This is a genomic window from Arthrobacter rhombi (assembly GCF_039526245.1).
GTDB lineage: Bacteria > Actinomycetota > Actinomycetes > Actinomycetales > Micrococcaceae > Arthrobacter_H > Arthrobacter_H rhombi.
Genome location: NZ_BAAAIV010000003.1, coordinates 285,469 through 293,425, shown reverse-complemented (window position 1 = coordinate 293,425; position 7,957 = coordinate 285,469). Strand labels below are relative to the sequence as shown.

Annotated in this window: 8 protein-coding genes; 4 read left to right on the top strand and 4 right to left on the bottom strand. The window is 65.4% G+C overall.

The window, feature by feature from the left end; genetic code table 11:
- Positions 1-57: 57 nt before the first annotated feature.
- Complete coding sequence (locus tag ABD088_RS02425; RefSeq protein ID WP_343899840.1) at positions 58-561, top strand: amino-acid N-acetyltransferase; 504 nt, start codon at positions 58-60, stop codon at positions 559-561.
- A gap of 181 nt (positions 562-742) precedes the next feature.
- The gene (locus ABD088_RS02420; protein ID WP_343899839.1) at positions 743-940 is read left to right on the top strand and encodes a hypothetical protein; all 198 of its coding nucleotides are present in this window, start codon (positions 743-745) and stop codon (positions 938-940) included.
- Positions 941-1,019: 79 nt separating this feature from the next.
- Here the strand turns inward: ABD088_RS02420 and ABD088_RS02415 are convergent, their stop codons facing one another.
- On the bottom strand, positions 1,020-2,015 hold the full coding sequence (locus tag ABD088_RS02415) for an HhH-GPD family protein (protein WP_343899838.1): 996 nt from the start codon (positions 2,013-2,015) through the stop codon (positions 1,020-1,022).
- 62 nt (positions 2,016-2,077) lie between these two features.
- Here ABD088_RS02415 and ABD088_RS02410 point away from each other — a divergent pair, with 62 nt between their 5' ends.
- Positions 2,078-2,803 carry a hypothetical protein gene (locus ABD088_RS02410; protein WP_343899836.1) on the top strand — a complete coding sequence of 242 codons (726 nt, stop codon included), beginning with the start codon at positions 2,078-2,080 and terminating at the stop codon, positions 2,801-2,803.
- 16 nt (positions 2,804-2,819) lie between these two features.
- Here ABD088_RS02410 and disA read toward each other — a convergent pair whose 3' ends face one another.
- From disA to ABD088_RS02395, 3 genes are all read right to left on the bottom strand, one after another.
- Entirely contained in the window at positions 2,820-3,896 is a 1,077-nt protein-coding gene (gene disA / locus ABD088_RS02405; protein ID WP_343899834.1) for a DNA integrity scanning diadenylate cyclase DisA, read from the bottom strand.
- A gap of 85 nt (positions 3,897-3,981) precedes the next feature.
- Entirely contained in the window at positions 3,982-5,358 is a 1,377-nt protein-coding gene (radA, locus tag ABD088_RS02400; protein ID WP_343899832.1) for a DNA repair protein RadA, read from the bottom strand.
- Between the two features lie 41 nt (positions 5,359-5,399).
- Positions 5,400-6,527: an FUSC family protein gene (locus ABD088_RS02395; RefSeq protein ID WP_343899831.1), complete on the bottom strand. Its 1,128-nt coding sequence runs from the start codon at positions 6,525-6,527 to the stop codon at positions 5,400-5,402.
- Between the two features lie 309 nt (positions 6,528-6,836).
- On the opposite strand from ABD088_RS02395, the gene pstS reads away from it, so the two are divergent.
- Positions 6,837-7,952 (top strand): phosphate ABC transporter substrate-binding protein PstS, encoded by a 1,116-nt coding sequence (gene pstS, locus ABD088_RS02390; RefSeq protein ID WP_343899830.1) that lies wholly within the window; start codon positions 6,837-6,839, stop codon positions 7,950-7,952.
- Positions 7,953-7,957 lie beyond the last annotated feature (5 nt).

Here is a 7,957-nt window from a genome sequence, read left to right as displayed (position 1 = left end):
AGCCGGGCCCTTCGTCATGGGTGGGTGGACGGAGCGGCGCGGGAATAGGATGTAAAAATGCCGTCCTTCACTCTTCGTTCAGCCCGTACTTCAGACGTTGCCGGGATCCGCTTGCTGGTCAGGCCCCTGGCGGACCAGCGCGTGCTGTTGGAAAAGGAAGCCGTCGCCTATTTTGAGAGCTTGCAGGAGTTCATTGTGGCCGAAGACGGCGGCAATCTGCTCGGCTGCGGCGCCCTGCACGTGATGTGGGAGGATCTCGCGGAGGTCCGCACCTTGGCAACCAACGAAACTGCCCGTGGACAGGGAATTGGCAAGGCGTTGTTGCGGGAGCTGGTTGAGCGGGCCCGGGTGATCGGGGTCAAACGACTCTTTTGCCTGACCTTCGAGGTGGATTTTTTCCGGGCGATGGGATTCGAGGTCATGGAAATCCAAAGTGCGGTGGACCCCGAGGTCTACTCGGAGCTCCTGCGTTCCACCGATGAGGGGGTTGCCGAGTTCTTGGATCTGGCCCGGGTAAAACCCAATACCTTGGGAAATACACGCATGATCATGACCCTTTAGACCGAGACACATTTCGCGTTCGGAGTAATGTCAATAAATTTGCGATGGGCTGTGGACGTAAGGGCTTCGACCTGCATAGTGTGGCCATAGGGCTTGAGGCCCCGGACGCCGGATTTCGCAGCCAGCGGAGTGAGATGGCACCGAACGTACCAATACGGAACCAACGAAAGTAGGTCATGCAATGGGACTCGGAGATAACCTGGGTGGACTCGGTGAGAACATCGAGAACCTCAAGAACGAACATGGCGACCAGATCAATCAGGGCATTGACGGTGCGCAGGAGAAGTTCGGCGACAAGCTTCCCGTCGATTCCGAGCAGATCGACGGCGCCCAGGAGAAGTTCCTCGGCGGCGGCGAGAAGAAGGAAGATGGCAAGTAAGTCCTGGTGACTTATCCGCCGGCAGACGTCGGCGTGTCAGGGCCCCACTTAGTGTGGGGCCCTGACTGTTTTAACCCAGCTAGTGGGGCAGCGTGATGCCCTGACCCGAGTCGACGGCCAAGCCATCGTCGAGCAGGCTACTGAGGCAACGTTGGCGTTGCTCCCGATCTGCCGCGAGTCCCCAGAGCCGGACCACGGCGGCACCCGGCTCTGGAGGCGTCGAGTTCACCGGTTCGGCAGCGGCCGTGTCCGAGAGTAGGACCCGTGCCTCCACGGGTTCGTCGGATGCGCGGAGGACGGCCATCATGGCGCCGCGCACTTGGCGGTCGGTGCCTGCCCAGGCCTGGCCCTTGGGGACGTAGTGCGGTGCGGGTTGGCCTGCGGCAATCCATGCGCACGACGTGTAGACCGGGCATTGGCCACAGCGCGGAGACCGGGCAGTGCAGACCAGGGCCCCCAATTCCATGACTGCGGCATTCCAGGTGCAGGCCAGCTCTCCGCCGTCGTCCTCCACGCGTGGCATGAGGTCGGCGGCCAAGCGCGCCTCCGCTGCCGTGTGGCTGGGTTCGGGCAACGCGCGTCCGCCGATGAGCCGGGCGTGCACCCGGCGAATGTTGGTATCAACCACGGTTTCCGGAATGCCGAATGCGAAGCAGGAGATGGCGGCTGCCGTGTAGCTGCCGACACCGGGTAGGGACAACAGGTCGGCAGGCGATGCAGGCACCCGGCCCTCGTGCTCCTCCACGATGCGTCGGGCGGCTTCGCCCAGGCGCAGCGCGCGCCGCGGATATCCGAGCCTGCCCCACGCACGAAGGATTTCGCCCGAGGGTTCTGCGGCCAGGTCTGCCGGTTCCGGCCAGCGGCGCATCCACTCTTCCCACACGGGCAGCACGCGCACCACGGGAGTCTGTTGGAGCATGAATTCGCTGACCAGCACGCCCCATGGAGTGCAGTCCGGACGCCGCCATGGCAGGTCACGGCCCTCGTCGGCGAACCATGCGGCCAGGGCGTGATGCAGGTCGTCGACGTCGAGGGGAGGGATGGACGGCACGGGACTCCTTCGATTGAGGCGCATCAATACCCTAATGCACGGCGTGGGAACCCGCAGTTGCCCGGGGCGCTCCATACCCTAGTGGCATGGCACCACAGCAGTCCCGCTCCGGCAGCGTCCGCAGACCGAGCCCGGAAGTCTACCGTCGTCGTCGTCTTGTCGCCGTTGTGGCCCTGCTGGTCGTGCTGGCCTTGCTGATCTGGGCGGTGGTTGCTGTGGCCGGTCTCTTCAAGGGTGGGCAAGAGACCAGCGGAGGGGCTCCTGCACCCGCATCCGCCAGTGCCGCATCTGCCAGCTCCGCATCCTCCGCGCCGGCGTCGTCCGGGGCCGCGTCCTCGGAATCGGCTGGCGCTTCGTCGGGTTCCGCCTCGGCGTCTGCCACGTCGTCCGGGTCGGCCGATCCGTCATCATCGGCAGAGGCCGGTGCGACGTGCGCCCCCGAGGACATCGGGCTGAAGTCTGCCACCGACAAGTCCACCTATGCCTCCGGCGACGATCCGGTCCTGGAAATGAAGATCACCAACTCGGGCTCCGAGGACTGCCAGCTGAATGTGGGGACGAGCCAACAGGAGTTCAAGATCTCCTCGGGGTCCGATCGCATTTTCTCCACGACCGACTGCCGCACCGATGCCACGGACAGCAACATGACCCTGAAGGCCGGTGCCACGGAAAGTGCACGGTTCACCTGGAAGCGGATGCGTAGTGCGCCGGGCTGCAAGCCGGTTTCGACGAAACCGCGCCCGGGCACCTACAGCTTCAGCGCCCAGCTCGGCAGCGTCGATGGCGACAAGACGACCTTCACCCTGAAGTAGTCGTCGGGACTGCGGCCTACGTGTAGCGGTCCAGCAGGCTGGTCTCGGCGATGCGCGATAGACCCTCACGGACCGTTCTGGCCCGTTGCTCGCCGATGCCGTCGACGTCCATGAGCTGATCGATGTTGGCGGCCATGAGGTGCTGCAGCCCACCGAAACTGTCCACGAGTCGGTCGGCGATGGCCCGGGGAACCGCCTTGATGCTGGCCAGCAGCCGGAACCCCTTGGGGTGGACGACCGCCTCCAGTGAGTCGATGCCCGGGGTGAACCCCAGGACAGTGGAGATCCTGCTGAGATCGATCAAGTCGTTGGAACTGAAGGAACGCAGCTGTCCCAGGGACGCCTCGATCTGCTCGGGCGCCGTCCCCGCCTCGGAGTAGTCCTTGAGCAGCAGCTCGCTCCCGGGCCCCAGGCCAGCGCTCAACTCATCGAACTGAAGGGCCAGCAGCCGACCATCGACTCCCAGCTCCAGTACGTACTGGTCGATCTCCTCGGAGATCCGCCGCACCATCTCCTGGCGTTGGAGGACGACAGCGACCTCGCGGACGGTGACGACGGCCTCGATCTCCAGTGCAGAGAGGGTGCTGGTGACCTGGTCCAGGCGGTTGCGATAGCGTTCCAGCGTGGCCAGCGCCTGGTTGGCCCGGGCCAGCACTGGTTCGGATCCCTCGAGGACATGTCGGATGCCCTGGATGTAGATCGCGATGATCTGCATGGACTGCGAAACGGAAATCACGGGGAATCCGGTCTGGATGGCCACGCGCTCGGCGGTGCGGTGTCTGGTACCCGATTCCTGGGTGGCGATCGTGTGGTCGGGGACCAGCTGCACTGCCGCCTTGAGGATGTTGGATCCGTCGCGGTCGCAGACAATCGCCCCATCCATTTTCGCCAGTTCACGTAATCGGGTGGGGGAGAAGACGATATCGATGTCGAAGCCGCCGGAGGAGATCGACTCCACGGTCCGGTCGTTGCCCAGGACGATCAGCGCCCCGGTGCGTCCGCGCAGGATCCGCTCCAGGCCGTCGCGCAGCTGCGTTCCCGGTGCCACGCGGGCCAGCGTGGTGCGCAGCGCCTCTTCAGGGGTCTTGGCCATGGGATTCCTTCCACTCGATCACCACCATCGTAAGCGGGACAGGCACATCGGCCTCGACCGACGGTCCGGGAGCGCGAGGGCGGATCTAACCGAAAGCGGCCTCAAGCGCCTCCTGGAGCGTGCCGACTTCGCGGACCTTGAATCCCGGAGGGACGGTGCCCGGTCCGTTGGGGGAGGCCGGGACCAGGGCATAGCGGAAGCCCAGCCGCTCCGCTTCGGTGATGCGCCGCCCGATGTCCGGAACGGGGCGCACTTCGCCGGCCAGGCCGACTTCACCGAAGGCGATGAACTGGGCCGGGAGGGGGCGGTCCAGCTTTGCCCCGGAGATCGCCAGCGCGGTCGCCAGATCGGTGGCTGGCTCGCCCAGCCGGACTCCGCCGACGGTCGCGACATAGGAGTCCAGATTGGACAGGTCCATGCCGGCGCGGCTTTGCAGGACGGCGAGGATCATGGCCGTGCGGGCCGAGTCCAAGCCGGAGGTGGCCCGACGAGGCTGGGCGTTGTTCGTCTTGGCCAGCAGGGACTGGACCTCGGCCACCAGTGGTCGACGGCCTTCCAGGGTCACCGTGACGCAGGTGCCCGACACTGGTTCCTTGGTCCGGGTGACGAACAACCCGCTCGGGTCCGCCAACCCCTCGATCCCTGTTTCGGTCAGGTCGAAGCAGCCGACCTCGTCCGTCGGCCCATACCTGTTCTTGACGGCGCGCAGCAGGCGCAGACGGGAATGGCGCTCGCCGTCGAACTGGCACACGACATCGACGAGGTGCTCGAGAAGCCGGGGCCCGGCGATGGATCCGTCCTTGGTGACGTGGCCGACCAGGATGGTCGTCATATCGCCCTTCTTCGCGGCGTTGATCAGCGAGGCCGCTACTTCACGCACCTGGGTCACGCCACCGGCCGCGCCGTCGACATCGGCGGAGGACAGGGTCTGCACCGAATCGATGACGAGCAGTTCGGGATCCAGCCGCTCGATCTGGCCCAAGGCAATGCCCAGGTCGGTTTCCGCCGTCAAATACAAGGTGTCGGAAATCGCGTCGATGCGTTCCGCGCGCATCTTCACTTGCGCGGCCGATTCCTCGCCGGTGATATAGAGGACCCGGCGGTTGGTGCGCGAGGTCCGGGCTGCGACGTCGAGCAGCAACGTGGACTTGCCCACGCCCGGTTCCCCGGCCAGGAGGATGACGGCACCGGGAACCAGCCCTCCGCCGAGGACGCGGTCCAATTCGCCGATCAGGGTCGGCTTGTAGAGCGCCGCCGACGAGTCGATGTCCGCGATCTTCTGGGCTGGACGTGACACCGTCGCTGCCGCCGTCGTGCGGGCGTTCACTTGCCCGATCTCCTCCACGGTGCCCCATGACTGGCATTCACCACAGCGGCCGACCCATTTCACGGTGGTCCATCCGCATTCGGCGCACCGGTAGGCGGGGGCGTTGCGTGCTCGGGTGCTGCTCTTGGTGGCCATGGGTCACGATGCTATCGCCTGGGACCGACAAGAACTGCCCGTCAGAGGCGAGGCAGGAACGAAACGGCCTCGGAGTGATCCAGGCCGGTGGCCTCCAACAAGTCTACGACCAGCGGACGCAGCAGCAGCACCAACCCCTCGCCTTGCAGGCCGGTGGCCCCAAAGGTAGCGGGAGTCAGGCGTGCGGCGGCGGCGATGAGGTCCTCGCGGGCTGCCCGTTCGGCCCGGTCGCGCTGGGATTGCTGTGGTTCCATGACCGAGCGGGCCAGTGAGTCCACGGCGTCGGCTACGTCATCGAGATAGACGGAGAGCTCCTCGGAGGCCTCCTCGCGCAGTGCCGCGTGGGTAATGACCGAGGCCATCCGCCGGGCAAAGACGCGCGCGTTGCGCACGGCCAGGTCCACCTGTCCGGCGACGCGCCGCAACCGTTCCAGCTCGCCGCGGTGTCGACGGAAATGGGGGGAGAAGGTGGCAATCTCATGGGCTCCTGTGAGGGATGCCGGGATCTTGTCCATCAGCGACTGCGTGCCGCGGGCGCGGATCAAGGCGTGCCAGGCACGGGTGGAATCCGACTCACGCAACGCGACGGAGCTGTCGCGCAGGATCGCCGAGAGTTCGCGGATCAACTGCCGCAGCTCCCCGGCGGGCTCCCTGCGCGGATCCTTCGGGGCCAAGGCGGTGATCAGCAGGGCACACAAGCCGCCGACGATGGCATCGCCGCTGCGGGTGAAGGGCCCCCCGTCGGGTGCCGGGAGCAGGACCACCAGCAGCGACTGGACCCCGAATTGCGTGGTGAAGATGGATCCGCTGTCCAGGAACCGAGCCAGCACCAGGGAAATGAAGACGACGACCGCCGCCTGCCAGATGCCGGTGCCGAGCAGGGTGAGCAATAGATCCCCGACGGCGATGCCCAGGGTGCATCCGATGGCTACTTCCAGAACGCGGCGCATCCGCGTCGCTCCGCCAAAGCCCAGGGCGACGACGGCCGATGTTGCGGCGAATAGCGGACCTTGGTGGCCCAGGATCTTCTCGGCGATCCAGTAGGCCCCGACGGCGCACACCGTGATCTGGATGATCTGCACGAGAGAAACGCGGACCCTGGCGGTTCCCGACAGCGACCGGTGGCGCGCCAGGGACGCCATCCTGCCAAAGGGGTTCGCCTTGTCCATTCGTACAGTTTGGCATGGATTCCGCTACGAACCGGCACGGAATGTGACGCACGGCACTTCGCGTTGAAATATGACCAAAAATGCTTGTCACACGGTGTTTTGCCCCATTCTGACGCGGAACCATTCCATGTCGTTAACCTGGTGTTCATCCTGGCCCGCAACGTTCTTTACCTGCCCTGCCTACCGTCAGGTATGAGGTTGAACGCCGCCTGAGGGGTTGACCGCAAGCTCTTACCAGCCGAGTGGCTGTCCGTCGGCAACCGGGGCATCCCGCCCCACCGCCGCAGAGAAGATGAAGGAACAACACACGTGAAGGTTATTCGCATCGGCCAAGCCGCAGCCGTCCTTTCCGTCGCCGCATTGGCCCTCACGGCCTGCGGTTCGGATAATGCCACCGGAGGGACCGCCAGCACCGGGGGATCCTCGGAGAGCGGGCAGAACGCGACCGGCACCCTGACCGGAATCGGCGCCTCCTCGCAGAAGGCTGCCATGGACGCCTGGAAGTCCGGCTTTGAGGGTTCCAACAGCAACGCCAAGGTCCAGTACTCGCCCGATGGCTCCGGTGCCGGCCGCAAGGCCTTCCTGGCCGGTGGCGCGCAGTTCGCCGGTTCGGACGCCTACCTGGCCGACGACGAGGTCAAGTCCTCCCAGAAGGTCTGCGGACCCGACGGGGCCTTCGACATCCCGGCCTACATCTCCCCGATCGCCGTGGCCTACAACCTCGAAGGCGTCGACGACCTGAAGCTGGACGCCGACACGATTGCGAAGATCTTCAAGCTCGAGATCACCAAGTGGAACGACCCGGCCATCGCCAAGCAGAACGAGGGCGTGAAGCTGCCGGACACGGACATCACCGTCGTGCACCGCAATGACGAGTCGGGCACCACCGAGAACTTCACCCAGTACCTGGCAGTAGCTGCCAAGGACGTCTGGACCTACGAGGAATCCGGCGACTGGCCCAAGGACCTGCAGTCGGAGAACGCCAAGGGCACCTCCGGCGTGGTCTCGACCACGTCCTCGACCCCTGGCGCCATCACCTACGCCGATGCCTCTGCCGTCGGCAAGCTGGGCACCGTCTCGGTCAAGGTCGGCGACGAGTACACGAAGCTCTCCGCCGAAGCAGCCGCCAAGGCCGTGGAAACCGCCAAGCCGGTTTCCGGCCGGTCAGACCAGGACATGGCGCTCGAGCTCCAGCGCGACACCACCGAATCGGGTGCCTACCCGATCATCCTGGTGAGCTACCACATCTACTGCAGCACCTATAAGGACCAGGAAACCGTTGACCTGGTCAAGGCCTGGGGCAACTACGTGATCAGCAAGGAAGGCCAGCAGGCCGCCGCCGACTCCGCAGGCAGCGCCCCGCTGTCAGATTCCCTGATGGAGAAGGCCAAGAAGGCCATCGACACCATCAAGGTCGCTTCCTAGCGACC